Raw genomic sequence first — 17,675 nt, forward strand, 5'->3', positions numbered from 1 at the left:
GGCCGAACCCACCGCTGCTGGCGGCTACCGTCGCAGACATGGACGCCACCGCGCCGGACCGCGCCGCCGGCGAGTCGCTCCGGCGCTGGTGGCGCTCGGTCCGCGCCGGCGGCCCCGCCGGGCCGGCCCCGGCGCTGCTGTGGCGTGACGCTCTGCTCGCCGCCGCGATCGTCGCGGTCGACCTGATGCTCACCCCCGTCACGCCGCAACGGCTCGACAGCGGCCTGTCCTGGCCGGCGATCGTGGGCTGGAGCCTGCTGGGGGCGGTGCCGCTCGCCCTGCGTCGGGTGCTGCTCTGGCCGGCGGTGCTGGGCAGCGCCGCCGCGGTGGTGATCCCGATGAGCACCGAACACGAGCCGCTGAGCATGTCACTGGGCGTGGTGGTGTTGACCTACACCGCCGCCGCCTGGTTACGACTGGGTCCGGCGATCCTCGCCACGGTGCTGCTGTGGCTGCCGGTGCTCACCGCCAACGCGGTGCTTCCGGCCCCGCAGGCGCTGGACGTGTCCCGGCTGTACCTGCTGTTCGTCAATGGACTCAGCGCCCTCGCCTGCTTCTTCATCGGGCGTAGCGTGCACGCCCGGCGCTCGTCCACGCACGCGCTGGCCGAACGCGCCCGGGTCGCCGAGGACAACCAACGGGCCACGGCGGAGCAGGCCGTCGCGGACGAACGACGGCGCATCGCGCGGGAGCTGCACGACGTGGTGGCCCACCACGTCAGCGTCATGGGCGTGCTCGCCACCGGCGCCCGTCGGATACTGCACCGCGACCCCGCCGCCGCCGACGAGGCGCTGGGCACCATCGCCGAGACCAGCCGCAGCACGCTGCGCGAGATGCGCCGGCTGCTCGACGTACTGCGTACCGACGCCGAGCCGGCCGACGCCGAACTCGCCCCCCAGCCAGGGCTCGCCGGCATCGAGTCGCTGGTCGAGCAGATCCGCGAGGCCGGCCTGCCAGTCACCCTTCGGGTCGACGGGGTGCCCGGCGACCTCGACCCCGGGGTGACGCTGACGATCTACCGGATCGTGCAGGAGGCCCTGACCAACGCGCTCAAACACGCCGGTGCCGCCACCGCCGAGGTCCGGCTCAGCTTCGGCGTCTACTGGCTGATCCTCGAGGTGTTCGACACCGGCCGCGGCCCGGCCCCGGACCGCGCACCCGTCGGCCACGGCCTGGTCGGCATGCGCGAGCGGGTCGCCCTGTACGGCGGGACCCTACGCACCGGACCCCGGCCCGGCGGCGGGTTTCGCATATACGCCAAACTGCCGATGGAACAGTTGGGCGCGGCAACACGAAAGGGGACACCGTGACCGCACCGGCAGCCACCGGACGACCGGCCGGCGGTCGTCCGGTACGCATCCTGCTCGCCGACGACCAGCCGCTGCTACGCACCGGGTTCCGGATGGTCCTGGGCGCCGAGACCGACCTCGACATCGTCGGTGAGGCCGGCGACGGGGCCGAAGCCGTCGACCTGGCCCGCCGGTTGCTGCCCGATGTGGTGTTGATGGACATCCGGATGCCGCGGATGGACGGGGTCGCGGCGACCCGTGCGATCGTCGACGCGCGGCTGCCGGTCCGGGTGCTGATACTGACCACCTTCGACCTCGACGAGTACGTGGTGGGTGCGTTGCGGGCCGGCGCCAGCGGGTTTCTCGCCAAGGACGTACCCGCCGAGGACCTGGTCGCCGCGATCCGCACCGTCGCGGTCGGCGAGGCGGTCGTCGCACCGCGAATCCTGCGCCGGCTGCTGGACAAGTTCGCGCTGTCGCTGCCCGACCCCGACGCCACCCCGCCGAAAAGTCTCGACGTGCTGACCGAGCGGGAACGCGAGGTGCTCGTGCAGATGGCGCGCGGCCTGTCCAACGCCGAGATCGCCGCCACGCTGTCGGTGAGCGAGACCACGATCAAGACGCATGTCGGGCACGTCCTGACCAAGCTCGGCCTGCGGGACCGGGTGCAGGCGGTGGTGCTGGCGTACGAATCCGGGCTGGTGCGTCCCGGCGGCTGAGCCGGCCGATCCTTCTCAGGTCGGAGCCTGCGGCGCGGATCCTTCTCAGGTCGGAGCCTGCGACGCGGATCCTTCTCAGGTCGGAGCCTGCGGCGCGGCGCGGTGGAGCGCACGACCGTACCCCGGCACGACGTCGCCGACGTCGCCGACGCCTAGCGTTGGTGGCATCCGACAACGGCAGGAGTGGTGAGGGTGACAGTGACGACGGCGGCCGGCCCGGCCGCCCGTGCGGTGGATGTCTGGAAGGTGTACGGGTCGGGCGAGGCGCAGGTGATCGCGCTACGCGGGGTCAGCGTGGACCTGGCACGTGGCCGGTTCACGGCGATCATGGGCCCGTCCGGCTCCGGCAAATCCACCCTCATGCACTGCCTCGCCGGCCTCGACAACGTCACCCGCGGCACCATCACCATCGGCGACACCACCGTCACCGGACTCGGCGACGCCGGACTCACCCGCCTACGCCGCGACAAGGTCGGCTTCGTCTTCCAACAGTTCAACCTGCTCCCCACCCTCACCGCCGAAGAGAACATCCTGCTCCCCCTGGCCATCGCCGGCCGCAAACCCGACCCCACCTGGTTCGACACCGTCATCGACACCGTCGGCCTACGCGACCGCCTGCACCACCGACCCGCCCAACTGTCCGGCGGACAACAACAACGCGTCGCCTGCGCCCGCGCCCTCGTCGCCCGCCCCGAAGTCATCTTCGCCGACGAACCCACCGGCAACCTCGACTCCCACGCCGGCGCCGACGTGCTGGGGTTCCTGCGCAACTCGGTGCGCGACCACGGACAGACCATCGTCATGGTCACCCACGACCCCGTCGCCGCCTCCTACGCCGACCGGGTCGTCTTCCTCGCCGACGGCCAGATCGTCGACGAGTTACACGACCCCGACGCCGAAGCGGTGCTCGACCGGCTGAAGAACCTGGACGTGACGGCGGTCACCGAAGGCGCCGAGGGGGTCTGATGTTCCGGGCAACGCTACGCAGCCTGCTGTCACGCAAACTCCGGCTGGTCCTGTCCGGCTTCGCGATCATCCTCGGGGTGCTGTTCGTCGCGAGTTCCATGGTGCTCACCGACAGCCTCGGCAACCGTTTCGAACGGCTCTTCCAGACGGTCAACGCCGACGTGGCCGTACAGATCCAGGCAGCCGACGACCAGTCCGGCACCGACGGCGAACCGCCGCTGCTGACCGATGCCGATCTGGACCGGCTGGCCGACATCGACGGGGTGGCCGCCGTCACCGGGGAGGCCAGCGCCACCGGCGTGATCCCGTTCCGGGCCAGCGACGGCAAGGCGGTGCCCACCCAGGGCGCGCCGCAGATCGGTGTCGGCTACTCCGGCGAAGAGGTAACCGACGACGACGACGCGCTGCTGCGCCTGGCGCAGGGCCGCGCGCCACAGCGCGACGACGAGGTCGTCGTCACCCGGCTCACCGCCGAACAGGCCGGCGTCGAGGTCGGCGACCGGCTACGGGTCTACGTCTCGGCCGCCTACGAGGCCGTCGAGTACGAGGTCGTCGGCCTGCTCGAATACAGCGGCGGGCGGGACTCGCTGGCCGGCGAGACCATGGTGGCCTTCACCGAGTCGCAGGCGCAGCGGCTGTTCTACGGTCGTACCGGGGTGTACGGCACGGCGCAGTTGCGCGCCGAGCCCGGGGTCACCGACACGCAACTACGGGACCTGGTTGCCGGCGAGCTGCCCACCGGGTTCGAGGCGCTCACCGGCGAGCAGCTCGCCGAGGACCAGGCCGCCCAGTTCCAGCAGCTGCTGACCTTCGTCAACTGGTTCTTCCTCGGTTTCGCACTGGTCGCCCTGCTGGTCGGGATGTTTCTGATCTTCAATACGTTCAACATTCTCGTCGCCCAGCGGTCCCGGGAACTCGCCTTGTTCCGGGCGCTGGGCGCCAGCTGGGGACAGGTCACCGGCGCCGTGCTGTTCGAGGCGCTGGTGGTCGGGGTCCTCGCGGCCACCCTCGGTCTGGCCGCCGGCGTCGGCGCCGCGGCGGCGCTGCAGGCGGTCGCGGCGTCGGCGCTGTCGCTGCCCGAGGGCGGGCTGATCGTCACACCGCTGGTAGTGATCGTGTCGTACCTGGTCGGCGTGCTGATGACGATCGTCGCCGCGCTGATTCCGGCGATCCGCGCATCATCGGTGCCGCCGATCGCGGCGATGCACGACACCAGTCGACCGGACAAGTCGTTGACCGGGCTGACCGTGGTCGGTGCCGTGGTGACCGGCCTCGGCGGGCTGCTGCTCGCCGCCGGTCTGGTCGGGGCGGGCGCGCTGACCGCACTCGCGCTCGGCGGCGGCGTGCTGCTGACCGTCGTCGGCGTCGCGCTGCTGTCCCCGGCGCTGACCCGGCCACTCGCCGGCACGATCGGGCGGCTGGTGAGCTGGGGAGCGGCCAGCGGGCTGGGTCGACGCAATGCGCTGCGCAACCCTCGGCGCACGGCGATCACCGCCGCCGCGCTGATGATCGGCGTCACGCTGGTCAGCACCATCACGGTCATCGGCGCCTCGCTGAAGGCGACCACCACGGACCTGGTGGAAAACAACCTGGGCGCCGACGTGATGATCCTCACCAACAGCCAGCAACTTCCCACCGGGCGGGAAGGATTCGACCCGCAGCGGCTCGACGAGGTGGCGGCCCTCGACGGGGTGAGTGCCACGGTCGCGTACCACTTCGCGGTGATGACCGTGGACGGGCAGCCCAACCAACTCGTCTCCGCGACCGACCTCGATCAGGCCGAGCCGATGTTCGCCCTGGAGACCGAGGCCGGGCGGCTCGACCCGGGTGCCGGTGAGGCGGTCGTGGACGTCAACACTGCCGAGTCCAACGACTGGACCGTCGGCGACGAGGTGACCATCGCCATGCCGCGCGGCGGCGACCGACCGTACGAGATCGTCGGCATCTACCGCACCGCGCTGACCGCCGGACTGATCCTGCCCGAGTCGCAGGTGCGCTACTTCGCCGGGCCGCTGGCGTACCAGGGCTTCGTCGACGTGGCCGACGACGCCGACGTGTCCCGCGTCGTCGCCGAGGTCGAGGCGTTGATGGCGGACTACCCGCTGGTGGCGGTCGGCGACCGCACCAGCTTCGTGGAACAACAGAACGCACTGGTCGACACCCTGCTGGGGATCTTCTACGTGCTGCTTGCGCTGGCCGTCGTGGTGGCCTTCCTCGGCATCGTCAACACCCTGGTGCTGAGTATCTACGAACGTACCCGTGAGCTGGGACTGCTCCGGGCGGTCGGGATGAGCCGGCGACAGATCCGCCGGATGGTCCGGGTGGAGTCGCTGCTGATGGCGGTCTTCGGGTGCCTGCTGGGGGTGGGGCTCGGGGTCGCGCTCGGCCTGGCCGCGTCGTTCGCGCTGCGCGCACAGGACGTGCTGACCGTGGTCAGCGTGCCGTACGGCCAACTGGCCGGATTCGTGGTCGCGGCCGCGGTCGCGGGCGTGCTCGCCGCCTGGTGGCCGGCCTGGCGGGCGTCCCGGTTGAACGTACTGCAGGCGATCGCCTACGAGTGATCCGAAGCGGTCACCGGCGTGCCGGCATCCAGCCACGTCGTGGTCGCTATCGATCGGTCCGATCCGGACTCAGGGACAACCCTGACCCGCCATCCGGAGCCACCCGCAGCGGGAAATCCGCGCCCGCGTCGTGCTGCGGACCGATGGAACCGCCCTCGGTGACACCGACGATGAAGACACCAGCCGCGCACGGGGGCGGCTGACCACACGTCATCTCCGAGGAGGACCAGTGACCACGACGGCAACGGGACACTCCCGGGCCGCGGCCCGGGCAGCAGATGTCTGGAAGGTGTACGGGTCGGGCGAGGCGCAGGTGATCGCGCTACGCGGCATCGACGCCGAGTTTCGCCGTGGCCGGTTCACGGCGATCATGGGCCCGTCCGGCTCCGGCAAATCCACCCTCATGCACTGCCTCGCCGGCCTCGACAACGTCACCCGCGGCACCATCACCATCGGCGACACCACCGTCACCGGACTCGGCGACGCCGGACTCACCCGCCTACGCCGCGACAAGGTCGGCTTCGTCTTCCAACAGTTCAACCTGCTCCCCACCCTCACCGCCGAAGAGAACATCCTGCTCCCCCTGGCCATCGCCGGCCGCAAACCCGACCCCACCTGGTTCGACACCGTCATCGACACCGTCGGCCTACGCGACCGCCTGCACCACCGACCCGCCCAACTGTCCGGCGGACAACAACAACGCGTCGCCTGCGCCCGCGCCCTCGTCGCCCGCCCCGAAGTCATCTTCGCCGACGAACCCACCGGCAACCTCGACTCCCACGCCGGCGCCGACGTGCTGGGGTTCCTGCGCAACTCGGTGCGCGACCACGGACAGACCATCGTCATGGTCACCCACGACCCCGTCGCCGCCTCCTACGCCGACCGGGTCGTCTTCCTCGCCGACGGCCAGATCGTGCACGAACTGACCGCGCCGACACCCGACACCGTGCTGGACACCATGAAGAAGCTCGACAACGCGGCCACCGAGGCGGTGGCCTGATGCTGCGGGCCACCGTGAAAAGCCTGCTCGCCCGCAAACTCCGGCTGGTCCTGTCCGGACTCGCGGTGGTGCTCGGCGTCATGTTCGTGTCCGGGGCGCTGGTGCTCACCGACACCCTCGGCCGCAGCTTCGACTCGGTGTTCGCCGACGCGTACGCCACCACCGACGTCGCGGTCAGCGCCACGCCGAACATCGAGGTTTCGGAGTTCGACGGCGAGCAGGTGACCGCGCCGCTGCCGGCCCGGATCGTCGACCGGGTGGCAGCCGTCGACGGAGTGGCGCGGGCGACCGGCGTGATCACCGCCGACGGTGCCCGGGTGATCGGCAGCAACGGAAAGGCGCTCACCTCGTTCGGCCCTCCCCAACTGGGCGGCAACTGGGTGGGCGAGGACGAACTGCTGCAACTACGCGAGGGCCGCGGCCCGGTGGCGGACGACGAAGTCGCCGTCAACGCGGCCGTCGCCGAAACCGCCGGCCTGACCGTCGGCGACCGGGTCGGTGTGCTGACCCGCCTGCCCCGGCAGGACTTCACCCTGGTCGGCGTCTTCGGCTACAGCGGCGGACGGGACAGCATCGGCGGGGTGCAGGAGGTCGCCTTCACCGACGACGCCGCCGCCGCGCTCATGCTCGGCGAGTCCGACGTGTACACCAACGTGGTCGTACGGGCCGCCGACGGCGTCGAACCGCAGGCGCTACGCGACGACATCGCCGCCGTCCTGGGCACCGGCTACCAGGTGAGGACCGGCAGCGAACTCGCCGAAGAGGCATCCACCGGGCTGAAGGAAGGGCTGGGGTTCTTCAACAACATCCTGCTCGGGTTCGCCGGTGTCGCCCTGTTCGTCGGCATCTTCCTCATCCTGAACACGTTTTCGATCATCGTCGCCCAGCGCACCCGGGAACTGGCCCTGATCCGGGCCGTCGGCGGCAGCCGCGGACAGATGATCGGATCCGTACTCGTCGAAGCCGTCGCGGTCGGCCTGCTCGCCTCGATCCTCGGGCTCGCCGCCGGGATCGGCGCCGGTGCCGGACTGGCCTACCTGTTCGGGCAGTTCAGCGGTGGCCTGATGCTGGCCGGAATCGGCGTGCCGGCCAGCGCGGTGATCGCCGCGTTCGCCGTGGGTCTGCTGGTCACCGTGATCGCCGCGGTACTGCCCGCGATACGCGCGTCCCGGATTCCGCCGGTCGCCGCGATGCAGGAGGTGGCCACGCCGGACCGGCCGCTGACCCGGATCACCATCGCCGGCACCGTCGTCGGCGCCGGCGGAGCGACCCTGCTCGGGCTCGGGCTCAGCGGCAACGCCCCGGCCAGCACGCTGTGGACGATCCTGGCCGGCGTCCTGGTCACCTTCATCGGCGTCGCGCTGCTCACGCCGATGATCAGCAGGCCCGTGGTGGCCGGTATCGGCCGGATCTTCTCCTGGTCCGTGCCGGGCAAGCTGGGCCGGCTCAACTCCGGACGCAACCCGCGCCGTACCGCGATCACCGCCGCCGCGCTGATGGTCGGCATCGCGTTGGTGACCGGAGTGACCGTCATCCTCGACTCGGCCCGACACAGCATCACCCGACTGGCCGAGGACACCATCCAGGCCGAGCTGGTCATCTCCGGGGTGCAGACCGGACCCCGCCCGCCGTCGTTCGACCCGGCGGTCCTCGACGCCGCCGCCCGCATCGACGGAGTGGACATCGCCGCCGGGGTGTACAGCGACATCGCGCTGCTCGACGGCGAGCGGCACTGGGTCATCGCCACCAGCGACATCGCTGCGCTCAAGGAGATCTACCGGGCCCGACCGGTCTCCGGCAGCATCGACACGCTGCCCGGTGACGGGCTGCTGGTCGACTCGGCGACCGCCGCCGAGCAGGGACTGGCGCTCGGTGACCAGGTCGAGGTCCGGTACAACCGGGGTGAACCCGCGCGGCACACCCTGACCGGGATATACGCCGAGTCCGAGTTGTTCGGCGGGTTCGTCGTCCCGGCCGCCGCGACCGACAACTTCGCGATGCCGCAACCCACCCAGGCGTACCTGAAACTGCTTGCGGGCACCCCGGTCGATCCGGTACTGGCGCAGGTCGAGGCGCTGCTCGCGGACTCCCCCGAGGTCGCCGTCGCCGACCGGGCGGCCTTCATCGAACAACAGACGAGCCAGTTCGACACCCTGCTGACGATGATCCAGATCCTGCTGGCGCTCGCGATCCTGATCGCGGTTCTGGGTATCGTGAACACCCTCGCGCTGTCGGTGCTCGAACGCACCCGCGAGCTGGGTCTGCTGCGCGCCATCGGGCTGAGCCGGTCGCAGACCATGCGGATGGTGACCGTCGAGGCCGTGGTGATCTCGGTCTTCGGCGCGCTGCTCGGGGTCGCGGTCGGCAGCGGGATGGGTGCCGCGGTGGTACACGCCCTGCGCGATCAGGGCATCAGCGACCTGGTGCTGCCGTGGAGCCAGATGGCGGTGTTGCTCACCCTCGCCGCGGGGATCGGCGTCGTCGCGGCGGTACTGCCGTCGGTCCGGGCCGCCCGGCTCAACGTGTTGGCCGCGATCGCACACGACTGACAGACCCGCTGGCCGGGTCGACCGCTACCCCCGGTCGTCAGCCGGTCGGCCGGCCCGACCCGGCATGCTGGCCGCCGCCGCTGGCGGCGGCCAGCATGCCCAGCATCGACAGGGACACCCCGGTGAGGCTCGACCGGACCGTGACCCCGGCCGGCACGGCCAGCCGCGCCCCGTCCGGCACCGCCAGCACCGTCACTCCGGCCGTGTGGGCGCTGGCCACCCCGGCCGGCGAATCCTCGATCGCGACGCAGGCGGCGACGGGTACCCCGAGAGCCGCCACAGCGGCCAGGTACGGCGCCGGATCCGGTTTGGTGGCGGCGACCTCGTCGCCACAGACCACCACGTCGAAGTTGTGCCGGCCAAGCGTGGCCAGCGCCACGTCCACCAGGCCGCGTTCGGTCGACGTGACCAGCGCCGTGGGCACCCCGGCGCGGCGGACCTCACGCAGCAACTCGGCCGCGCCGGGCCGCCACTGGATGTCGGTCCAGAACAGCTCGGTGACCCGGGCCGTCAGCCATGCCGCCCCCGACACCGGATCCCGCCACGGCTGGTCGAGATCACCGTGCAGCAGCCGCATCGTCGTGGCCAGGTCCGAGCCGACCATGGCCAGCCGAGCCGTCGGCGACAGCTGTCCACCGTAGCGAGCCGCCAGTTCCTGCAGCGCGACGTCCCACAACTTCTCGCTGTCGATCAACGTGCCGTCCATGTCGAACAGCACGGCTGCAGGCGGCGGTACGCTCAGCGGGACCTCCGGGGGGCGGCCGGGTCAGCTGTACCGATCCTGCCCTATCCCACCGGGGTGGGCCCACCCGACGACGGGCCGACGTGGCATACGTCGCACCCGTGGACCGGGCGGCCGGGCCGGCGCGGCCGGGCCCCGTTCAGTTGTACGGCATGGTGGGGAACCAGCCGACACCGAAGATCGCCGGTACCCGGACCACCCAGTAGACGATGGTGAACACACCGAGGGCCAGCAGCAACGAACCGGTGATCGTCATCGTGCGGACCGGGTCGCCAGCGAGCCAACGCAGGAATCCGCCCCGGGTCAGCAGCACCAGCGCCGCGAAGATCGCGGTGACCACCACGATGTTGCCCAACGACTGCAGGACGAACGCGGCCGCGCCGTACAGCGGCGCACCGGTGTCCACCGCCCAGTGGAACAGCTTGTTGAACAACGGATACGGACGCCCGATGAGAAACCCGCCGATCAGTGCCCCGAGCACCACCACCCGGGCGACCGGCCGGTGCGCGAAGGGATCGGGCAGCAGCCGCAACGTCGCCAGCCCCAGACCGGCCAGTGCCAGGCCGATGATGCCGAACACGACCGACGATTGGATGATCCGCACCGGCATGCCGCCAACCGTCTCGGTGGACAGTTGCGGCAACGAGTCACCGACGAGCACCCCGACGAATCCGTAGGTCGCCGAGACCACGACCATGCCCAGGGTCAGCCAGCCGACCGGACGCAGCAGCATCAGCAGTGGCTGCCGCTGCGACCCACCGGCCTGGCTCAGCGGGCCCACCGAAGCCGCCATGGCGATGTTGCAGGCGGTGAACGTGCCGGCCAGACCGGAAACGAAGGCGAACAGCAGTCCGGCCGCGGTCCCCGCGATCGCGGTGTCCCGCGCGTCGCGCCCAAGCAGAGCGTTGGCCACGTTGTCCCCGATCACCGCATCCACGAAGTGGTACGACCAGAGCACCGACAGGACCACTCCGGCGGCCACGCTCCACCCGACGATCCGGCCGGTACGCACCGGTCGGACCGGCTGCCCGGCATCGTGCGGATCAGCAGTTCGAGCCTCGACCATCTCCAGCACCTCCAGATTCGTCATGGCGCCTGCTCGCAGCGTCACACGACCTGGCCGGTGATTGTTCTCCACCGATGCGCAGGTTGACCGGGTCAGCTCAGGTCACAGCCGGCGAGTGAGCCGTCGTAGCCTTTGAAGAAGGCGGCGATCCGCTGCTCGGCCGTGCCGTGCGAGCCTTCCTCGAACCACGGCTGGTCGGGATCGTCGGCCACCGCTTCCAGACCACGCTGGAACTCGTCCAGGTCACCGTCGTCGAGCCGCAACGTACCGTCGCGTACCGAGTCGCCCAGGTACGCCCCGGCCAGACAGTCCGCGGCGAGTTCCCGCTCGATGCTGAACGAGTAGTCCAGCTCGAGCCGCGCCTGAATGCCATGTGCGTACTCGTGCCCGATGAGGTAGAACAGGAAGGAGTCGCCGACGGCCTGAAAGACGGCGAAGGCCCAGTTCGCGTCGTACGCGATGAACTCCTCGCCGCTGGCCAGACAGTAGACCGCGTTGTTGCGCGGGATCAACTGCTCGCCACAGCTCAGTTCGCCATCGCGGTAGTAGGGAACCACCTGCCCGATCGGTTGGAACGGCGCGCCGAATCCGGCGAACCGCTGCGACCAGTACTCATCAGCCAACTGCTCCGCACCAACGATGTCCTGCTCGAACTCCTCGACCGTGTCCGTGCCTTCGAGCGACTCCCCCTGGGGCTGGCTGGACGCGCCGCCGGGTGCCGCCGGTTCGTTGCGCCCATCGGGCCGCTCGCCGGTCAGCGGGGCGACCGCGCAGGCGGTGGTGGCCACCACCGCGACGCAGAGCGCGGCAAGCCGCAGCGGGCTCCACGCACGGGCACCGGGCTGGTCCATCCGTCCTCCTCAGCAGGCTGTTCTCGTCGGCAGGCTGTTCTCGTCGGTCGACCGCCTCCGTCGAGCAGCACCGGGCGGCACCCGCGGACGGCACACCGCAGCATCCATGGTCCCCCAGCGACGCAAGTTGCCCCGCGTGGCCCCGGACCGGTCGGGGCCCGAAACCGGCGGCGCGGCCACCGGGCCGCCGCACAGGGCGGCACGTAGGCTGGCAAGGTGACGCACGACAGCTATCGCACCACCGGACATCGCCCGCTCATCTGGACAACCGGGAGTACTCCGCCGAGCACCCCGGGTGAGGAGGTGCTGTGACCGAGTTCGACGGCCTACCGGTGCTGCGGTCACCGGTGGCGATAGCGGCCTTCGAAGGGTGGAACGACGCGGCGGACGCCTCCACCGCCGCGGTCGAACACCTGGAAGAGGTCTGGCAGGCCCGGGAGGTCGCCGCGCTCGATCCCGAAGAGTTCTACGACTTCCAGGTCAGCCGGCCGACGATCACCATGGCTGGCGGCGAGACGCGGCGAATCCAATGGCCCACCACCCGGTTCATGGTGGCCAGTCCGGACGGTACCGACCGGGACGTGGTGCTGATCCGTGGCATCGAGCCGAGCATGCGCTGGCGTACCTTCTGCGACCAGGTGCTGGAACTGTGTCACAGTCTGGAGGTCAACCGGGTGGTCCTGCTCGGCGCGTTGCTCGCCGATGTGCCGTACACCCGGCCGCTGCCGATCAGCGGGACCGCGTCGGACAAGGACGCCGCGCAGCGACTGCAGCTGATTCCCACCCGCTACGACGGACCCACCGGCATCGTCGGGGTGCTCCAGGACGCCTGCACCCGTGCGGAGGTCGACGCCGTCTCGTTCTGGGTGCACGTGCCGCACTACGCCAACAACCCGCCGTGTCCGAAGGCGACCTTGGCGCTGCTGCACCGGGTCGAGGATCTGCTCGACCTGCCGGTGCCGATGGCTGATCTGGCGGAGGAGGCCGCACAGTGGGAAGCCCGGGTCTCGGCCGCCGCCGAGCAGGACGCCGAGCTCGGTGAGTACGTCCGCGAACTTGAGGAGCGGGTCGGCGACGCCGGGATCCAGCCGTTGACCGGAGACGAGATCGCCCAGGAGTTCGAGAAGTATCTCCGACGTCGAGGAGGGCCCGCCGGACCGACAGCCGGACCGTGGTGATCATCCGGACGGCCCATGCCCGTGGTCGTTCTATCGGCTACCTGACAGCTCAGTCAAACTGTCGGATGCCTGGCCGAAAATGTCCGGATGCTAACCCCCACCCCTCTTATGCGTCTGGTGACCGGTTTCTGGAGCTTCAAGACGCTCGCCGCCGCGGTCGAGCTCGACTTGTTCACCAGGCTGTCCGGCGGTCGCAGCATCACCGTCGCGGAACTGTGCGACGAGTACGGCCTCGCTGAGCGGCCAGCCGACACCCTGCTGGCCGCGTGCGCCTCGATCGGGCTGCTCACCAAGCAGCCCGGCGAGCCGGGCTACCGCAACTCGCCGATCGCCGAGGAGTTCCTCGTCACCGGCCGGCCGTACTACTTCGGCGGACAGATCCGCTACTGCGACGAGCGGACCTATCTGCCCTGGCACCGGATCGGTGATGCGCTGCGGACGAACCGGCCACTGACCTGGGATCCACACACCCAGGAGTCGGTTTTCGCCGACGTCGACCCGCAGATGCTCACGCTGTTCTTCGAGGCGATGTACGCCACCTCGATGTTCACCGCGCGGGCGTTGGCGCAGGAGTACGACTTCGGGGCACACCGACGGCTCCTCGACCTCGGCGGCGGATCGGGGGCGTACCCGATCGAAATGTGTCGACGTCATCCACGTCTGCGGGCGAGCGTCTACGATCTGCCACACGTCGTACCGATCGCGGCGGAGAAAGCGGAGGCCGCCGGGCTCGGGGACCGGATCGACACGATCGCCGGCGACTTCTTCGTGGATCCGGAGCTGCCGCAAGGGCACGACGTCATGCTGCTCAGCATGGTCCTGCACGACTGGGACGAGCCGACCAACCGGGTGCTGCTGGAACGGTGTCACGACGCGTTGCCCGCCGGCGGCACGATCGTGGTCGCTGAACTGCTGCTCAACCCGGAGCGTACCGGCCCCGCCGAGGCCGCCCTGATGGGCATGAACATGCTGGTGGAGACCATCGGCGGACGCAACTACTCGGAGACCGAGTACGCAGACTGGCTCGCCGACGCCGGATTCGGATCGATTCGGACGGTCACTTTCGACGCACCGGGTGCCAACGGTGCGCTGATCGCCCGCCGTCGCTGACCGCTGTCTGGCGGTTCAGCGGGAGTGGGACCGGCCGTGTCGTGATTCCCGCTCCCGCTGACGGTCCGGGTGGACACAGTGTCTTTCGCGTCCTAGGATGCTAGGTATCATCGGGTCCGACACGGAGGTGACGTGCCATGGAGGTCAATCCAGGCGCCGCCGAGTTTCCCCATCGGCAGATCGCCGACCAGCTACGGGCCCGCATCCGCCGCGGTGACTGGGGACCGGGCGAGCGACTGCCGTCCATCCCGGCCATCGCCGAGATGTTCGGCGTGGCCAAACAGACTGTGCAGCGCACGGTCGACCAGCTCCGGGTGGAAGGACTGCTGATCACCAAACCGGGTTCGGGGACCTTCGTACGGGGCACCCGACGCCGGCTCAACCGGCTCGCCCGGGGCCGCTACGGCCGTCATCGCGGCTACCACGCCGATCTGGCCGCCCGTTACCGCCAGCAGCTGACCGGGGTCGGTCGGGCCCCGGCTCCACCGGAGGTCGCCGATGCCTTCGGCGTCGCCGACGGCACCGAACTCGTCGTACGCCGGCACCTGGTCCGCACCGACGACTCCCCCGTCGAGGTCGGAGCCTCCTGGTTCCGGGTCACCGACGCGGCCGGCACCAGCCTGGAACGGGCTGAACCATTTGGTCGGCCGCTGTACCAGGAAGCCGAGGAGGTCACCGGTCGGCGGTACGTCTGGGCGCGCGACGTACTCAGCGCGCGCCAGCCCAGCCGGGAGGAAGCCCAGCTCCTGCGGATCCGTCCCGACACCCCGGTGCTGCATCTGTTGCATGTCGCGTTCGACGCGAACCGGCGCCCCGTCGAGGTCGCCCAGGCCACCTGGCCCGGCCCGGTGACCACCCTCACCGAGGAGTACCCGGTTCCGGCACCGACGCCCGATGCTGACCCGGATCCCGGTCTGGTACTAGGCTGACCCGGCATTTCTTTCGCCTTACTTTGTTTTGTAAGCAAACTATTGACACAAAAAATCGAGGCATGTGAATCTCGGATCGGGACCGCCGCGAGAGCCGCGCGGCGAGCGGGAGCCCGGGCAACCCCCGCCGCCCGTACCGGTGGGAACCCTACGTCCCGGCGTTCCCACCACGTCCGTCCATCTGTCTGGGAGCAGACATGTCTTCGCTCACCTGCACCGGCCGCCGGCCGCTGCGCGGCGTGCTCACCGTGGTGGCAGCCGCCGCGCTGCTGCTGACCACGGCGCTCGCCGACGTGGCCGCCGCGCACGGATCGACCATCAACCCACCATCGCGCAACTACGGCTGCTACGAACGCTGGGCCAGCGACTTCCAGAATCCCGTCATGGCCACCGAGGATCCCATGTGCTGGCAGGCCTGGCAGGCCGACTCCACCGCCATGTGGAACTGGAACAGCCTCTACATCGACGGGGTCAACGGCCAGCACCAGGCGCACATCCCCGACGGGCAGCTGTGCAGCGCCGGCAACACCGGCGGCCCCCGGTACGCCTCGCTGGACGTTCCCGGCAACTGGCGAGCCGTCAACGTCGGCACGAACTTCACCGTCACCTACCACGACCAGGCGTTGCACGGCGCCGACTACCACCTGGTGTACGTCACCCGGCAAGGCTTCGACCCGCTCACCCAACGGCTGCGCTGGAGCGATCTGGAGCTGGTCCGCACCACAACCGGCGTCGCTCCGGGTGCCGGTACCCGGACCAACAACCCCAACCTCAACGGCGTCTCGGTCGACATCCCGATCAGTGCCCCGGGCCGCACCGGACGGCACATCGTCTACCTGATCTGGAAGGCCAGCCACGCCGACCAGACCTACTATTTCTGCAGCGACGTCAATTTCGGCGGCTCCGGGAGCACCCCGGCACCGAACCCCACCACGCCGGTACCGAACCCCACCACGCCGGTACCGACGACGCCGGCGCCGACCACCCCGGCGCCGAGTACGCCGGCATCCGGACCCGGTGGGTGCAGCGCAGCCTTCTCCGTCGTCGCCACCTGGCAGGGCGGGTTCCAGGCCGAGGTGCGGGTCACCGCCGGCTCCGCGCCCGTCAGTGGCTGGTCAGTGAGTTGGACCAACCCGGGCGGGCAACAGGTCACCCAGGCATGGAACGCGACTGTCACCAGCAGCGGCGCGAACGTCACCGCTCGTAACGCCAGCTACAACGGCGGCCTCGGCGCCGGTGCCAGCACCATCTTCGGCCTGCTGGGGTCGGCCAGTGGCACCCCCGCCGCGACCTCACTGACCTGCTCGGCAAGCTGACTGCTCGGCAAGCTCAGCTGACGGGCGCGGCTCGTCGGCCGCGCCCGTCAGCGGCCATCCTGGTCACGGCCGGGCACGGCCGCAGCGGCCGGGTCCGACGTCAGCCACCGAGCCGTACACCGAGCAACGCATCACAACACCGGGCCATCAGCGCCGGCGCGTCCCGGTCCGTCCCCACACCGGCCAGCGCCTGATCGGACCACTCGTCGAGCAGCGCGAGCGCACCCGGGGTGTCCAGATCGTCAGCGAGCCGGCTGCGCACCCCGGCGAGCAGCTGCGCCCCGAACGGACCGGCGTCGGCGCGGGCCGCTTCCCGCCAGCGGTGCCAGCGTTGCTGACCCGCTTTGCGGACGTCATCGGTCCACTGGCGGTCGGCGCGGTAGTGGCCGGCGATCAGCGCCAGCCGCAGCGCCATCGGGTGCACCCCGTCGGCACGCAACCGGGACACGAACGCGAGATTGCCCCGGGACTTGGACATCTTCTCCCCGTTGAGGCCGATCATGCCGGCATGCACGTAGTGGCTGGCGAACGGAGCCTGACCGGTGAGCCACTCGGCATGCGCAGCCGAACACTCGTGGTGCGGAAACAGCAGATCGTTACCGCCGCCCTGGACGTCGACGCGGTCGCCGAGCAGACCCAGCGCGATCACCGCACACTCGATGTGCCAGCCGGGACGTCCCGGGCCCAGCAGCCCACCGTCCCAGGCCGGCTCACCGTCACGGGCGCCACGCCACAGCAACGGGTCGAGCGGGTCACGCTTACCCGGGCGTGTCGGGTCGCCGCCGCGCTCGGCCGACAGCGTCAGCATCTGGTCGCGGGAGAGATTCGATTCGTACCCGAACCGGGGGGCGGCGGCGATGTCGAAGTACACGTCCCCCGTACCGTCCGCCAGGCGGTAGGCAGCACCGCCGTCGAGCAGCTTGCGCACCTGCTCGGCGATGGCCGGGATCGACTCGACCGCGCCGACGTAGTGGGTCGGCGGGATGATCCGCAACGCCTCCATGTCCTCGCGGAACAGGGCGGTCTCCCGCATCGCGAGCACCACCCAGTCCTCGCCGTCACGGGCGGCCCGCTGCAGCAACGGGTCGTCGATGTCGGTGACGTTCTGGACGTAATCGACGTAGTGTCCCGCGTCACGCCACGCCCGCTGCGCCAGATCGAACGTGATCATCGTCGCGGCGTGCCCGAGGTGGGTCGCGTCGTACGGCGTGATGCCGCAGACGTACATGGTCGCCCGCCCGGCCGGCCGGGTCGGTGCCACCGCCCGACGCGCCGAGTCGAACAACGCCAGCGGTGCCCCGGCGCCCGGCAACCGCGGTACCTCGTGACCGCTCCAGGAATCCATGCCGCCAGCCTATCCAGCGTGATCGGGCCTGGAGCCGACGCCGGACCGGTACGA

14 protein-coding genes are annotated in these 17,675 nt (G+C 70.4%); 10 read left to right on the plus strand and 4 right to left on the minus strand.

Annotated features, from left to right (window positions below; genetic code table 11):
* Nucleotides 1-38 precede the first annotated feature (38 nt).
* The 6 genes from ACN27F_RS01605 (at nt 39) to ACN27F_RS01630 (ending at nt 9,084) form a co-directional block, all read left to right on the plus strand.
* Nucleotides 39-1,310, plus strand: coding sequence for a sensor histidine kinase (locus ACN27F_RS01605; RefSeq protein WP_421430758.1), 1,272 nt, complete (start codon nt 39-41; stop codon nt 1,308-1,310).
* Complete coding sequence (locus ACN27F_RS01610; protein ID WP_421430759.1) at nt 1,307-2,008, plus strand: response regulator; 702 nt, start codon at nt 1,307-1,309, stop codon at nt 2,006-2,008. The genes ACN27F_RS01605 and ACN27F_RS01610 overlap by 4 nt, the downstream gene beginning before the upstream one ends.
* 186 nt (nt 2,009-2,194) lie before the next feature.
* Nucleotides 2,195-2,974 carry an ABC transporter ATP-binding protein gene (locus tag ACN27F_RS01615; protein ID WP_421430760.1) on the plus strand — a complete coding sequence of 260 codons (780 nt, stop codon included), beginning with the start codon at nt 2,195-2,197 and terminating at the stop codon, nt 2,972-2,974.
* Nucleotides 2,974-5,535: an ABC transporter permease gene (locus ACN27F_RS01620; RefSeq protein ID WP_421430761.1), complete on the plus strand. Its 2,562-nt coding sequence runs from the start codon at nt 2,974-2,976 to the stop codon at nt 5,533-5,535. Before ACN27F_RS01615 ends, ACN27F_RS01620 begins: the two co-directional genes overlap by 1 nt.
* 229 nt (nt 5,536-5,764) lie before the next feature.
* Nucleotides 5,765-6,535, plus strand: a complete 771-nt coding sequence (locus ACN27F_RS01625) for an ABC transporter ATP-binding protein (protein WP_421430762.1) — start codon at nt 5,765-5,767, stop codon at nt 6,533-6,535.
* Complete coding sequence (locus tag ACN27F_RS01630) at nt 6,535-9,084, plus strand: ABC transporter permease (RefSeq protein ID WP_421430763.1); 2,550 nt, start codon at nt 6,535-6,537, stop codon at nt 9,082-9,084. Before ACN27F_RS01625 ends, ACN27F_RS01630 begins: the two co-directional genes overlap by 1 nt.
* A gap of 37 nt (nt 9,085-9,121) precedes the next feature.
* Here ACN27F_RS01630 and ACN27F_RS01635 read toward each other — a convergent pair whose 3' ends face one another.
* The 3 genes from ACN27F_RS01635 to ACN27F_RS01645 all read right to left on the minus strand — a co-directional run bounded on the left by ACN27F_RS01635 (nt 9,122) and on the right by ACN27F_RS01645 (nt 11,743).
* Complete coding sequence (locus ACN27F_RS01635) at nt 9,122-9,802, minus strand: HAD family hydrolase (protein WP_421430764.1); 681 nt, start codon at nt 9,800-9,802, stop codon at nt 9,122-9,124.
* 163 nt (nt 9,803-9,965) lie between these two features.
* Nucleotides 9,966-10,916 carry a hypothetical protein gene (locus ACN27F_RS01640; RefSeq protein ID WP_421430765.1) on the minus strand — a complete coding sequence of 317 codons (951 nt, stop codon included), beginning with the start codon at nt 10,914-10,916 and terminating at the stop codon, nt 9,966-9,968.
* A 68-nt stretch (nt 10,917-10,984) separates the two neighbouring features.
* The gene (locus ACN27F_RS01645; protein WP_421430766.1) at nt 10,985-11,743 is read right to left on the minus strand and encodes a neutral zinc metallopeptidase; all 759 of its coding nucleotides are present in this window, start codon (nt 11,741-11,743) and stop codon (nt 10,985-10,987) included.
* A gap of 308 nt (nt 11,744-12,051) precedes the next feature.
* On the opposite strand from ACN27F_RS01645, the gene ACN27F_RS01650 reads away from it, so the two are divergent.
* The 4 genes from ACN27F_RS01650 (at nt 12,052) to ACN27F_RS01665 (ending at nt 16,276) form a co-directional block, all read left to right on the plus strand.
* Complete coding sequence (locus ACN27F_RS01650; protein WP_421430767.1) at nt 12,052-12,921, plus strand: PAC2 family protein; 870 nt, start codon at nt 12,052-12,054, stop codon at nt 12,919-12,921.
* A gap of 87 nt (nt 12,922-13,008) precedes the next feature.
* Nucleotides 13,009-14,031, plus strand: coding sequence for a methyltransferase (locus tag ACN27F_RS01655; protein WP_421430768.1), 1,023 nt, complete (start codon nt 13,009-13,011; stop codon nt 14,029-14,031).
* A gap of 137 nt (nt 14,032-14,168) precedes the next feature.
* Nucleotides 14,169-14,960 (plus strand): GntR family transcriptional regulator, encoded by a 792-nt coding sequence (locus ACN27F_RS01660; protein ID WP_421430769.1) that lies wholly within the window; start codon nt 14,169-14,171, stop codon nt 14,958-14,960.
* 197 nt (nt 14,961-15,157) lie between these two features.
* Nucleotides 15,158-16,276 carry a lytic polysaccharide monooxygenase auxiliary activity family 9 protein gene (locus ACN27F_RS01665; RefSeq protein WP_421430770.1) on the plus strand — a complete coding sequence of 373 codons (1,119 nt, stop codon included), beginning with the start codon at nt 15,158-15,160 and terminating at the stop codon, nt 16,274-16,276.
* A gap of 100 nt (nt 16,277-16,376) precedes the next feature.
* Here ACN27F_RS01665 and mshC read toward each other — a convergent pair whose 3' ends face one another.
* Complete coding sequence (mshC, locus tag ACN27F_RS01670; protein WP_421430771.1) at nt 16,377-17,621, minus strand: cysteine--1-D-myo-inosityl 2-amino-2-deoxy-alpha-D-glucopyranoside ligase; 1,245 nt, start codon at nt 17,619-17,621, stop codon at nt 16,377-16,379.
* Nucleotides 17,622-17,675 lie beyond the last annotated feature (54 nt).

Origin of the sequence: Solwaraspora sp. WMMB335 (assembly GCF_049179075.1) — a bacterium.
In the GTDB taxonomy this organism is placed as follows: Bacteria; Actinomycetota; Actinomycetes; order Mycobacteriales; family Micromonosporaceae; genus Micromonospora_E.

What these genes read in the sequence shown, in the direction of transcription:
- ACN27F_RS01605 (WP_421430758.1), top strand. Translation starts at nt 39, where the DNA reads ATGGACGCCACCGCGCCGGACCGCGCCGCCGGCGAGTCGCTCCGGCGC.
- ACN27F_RS01620 (WP_421430761.1), top strand. Translation starts at nt 2,974, where the DNA reads ATGTTCCGGGCAACGCTACGCAGCCTGCTGTCACGCAAACTCCGGCTG.
- ACN27F_RS01630 (WP_421430763.1), top strand. Translation starts at nt 6,535, where the DNA reads ATGCTGCGGGCCACCGTGAAAAGCCTGCTCGCCCGCAAACTCCGGCTG.
- ACN27F_RS01640 (WP_421430765.1), bottom strand. Translation starts at nt 10,916, where the DNA reads ATGACGAATCTGGAGGTGCTGGAGATGGTCGAGGCTCGAACTGCTGAT.
- ACN27F_RS01645 (WP_421430766.1), bottom strand. Translation starts at nt 11,743, where the DNA reads ATGGACCAGCCCGGTGCCCGTGCGTGGAGCCCGCTGCGGCTTGCCGCG.
- ACN27F_RS01655 (WP_421430768.1), top strand. Translation starts at nt 13,009, where the DNA reads ATGCTAACCCCCACCCCTCTTATGCGTCTGGTGACCGGTTTCTGGAGC.
- ACN27F_RS01660 (WP_421430769.1), top strand. Translation starts at nt 14,169, where the DNA reads ATGGAGGTCAATCCAGGCGCCGCCGAGTTTCCCCATCGGCAGATCGCC.
- ACN27F_RS01665 (WP_421430770.1), top strand. Translation starts at nt 15,158, where the DNA reads ATGTCTTCGCTCACCTGCACCGGCCGCCGGCCGCTGCGCGGCGTGCTC.
- mshC (WP_421430771.1), bottom strand. Translation starts at nt 17,621, where the DNA reads ATGGATTCCTGGAGCGGTCACGAGGTACCGCGGTTGCCGGGCGCCGGG.